Genomic DNA, 696 nt, shown 5'->3' with positions numbered 1-696 from the left:
CTCGCCCCCCTGCGCGCCGACGTCGTCGCCGCCTGACAGTCGGTCTGCGCGATTCCACGCCCCGCGCTCACTCGATCCCGAGGTGAGCGCGGGGCGACCAGCGTGCTGGCGGTGCGGGCGGTGGGAAACGGTGCAGCAGGTGGCGGGCGGGGTCCGCGACGAGGATCGTGCCGTCGGACGTGGTGGTGAGGCCGACGGGCCGGGCCGGCCCGGCGGGGGCGACGGTGAAGGTGCGGACGCGGGCGTCGGATGTCAGTTCGCGGACGCGGGAGGAGTCGGGGTCGGCGAGCAGGAGGCCGCCGGCGGCGGTGACGGCGAGGGCGTGCGGGCGGCCGATGTCGGCGATGCGGGCGGGAGCGTCCTCCTCGGGTGAGGCGCCGTAGACCATGCCGGCGACGGTGGTGATGGTGCCGTCGGCGTGGATCGCGCGCAGGAGGCGGTTGTCGGTGTCGGCGACATAGACGATCTCGGTGGTGTGTGGCCCGACCACGGTGGTGATGACGGCGTGGGGGCGGCGGAGTTGGGCGAGCTGGGCGGGGCCGGCGTCGCCGGACTGGCCGGGGGTGCCGACGCCGGCGAGGGGAGCGGCGAGTCCGTCGGGGTCGACGCGGATGACCTGGTGGCCGCCGAGGGTGGTGACGAGCAGGCGGCCGTCGGCGTCCAGGCACAGGCCGTGGGGCTGGGCGAGGTCGAGCG

The 696-nt window shown here is 76.3% G+C and carries 1 protein-coding gene; it reads right to left on the bottom strand.

Going from position 1 to position 696, the window contains the following annotated elements; genetic code table 11:
* Positions 1-67 precede the first annotated feature (67 nt).
* Positions 68-696, bottom strand: a 629-nt coding sequence (locus tag C1A33_RS35985; protein ID WP_480014762.1) for an NHL repeat-containing protein, incomplete at its 5' end; no start/stop codon positions are given.

Source organism: Frankia canadensis (assembly GCF_900197875.1).
Lineage (GTDB): Bacteria > Actinomycetota > Actinomycetes > Frankiales > Frankiaceae > Frankia > Frankia canadensis.
Note: the sequence above shows the minus strand (reverse complement) of the source record. Positions and strands in the feature narration are given on the sequence as shown.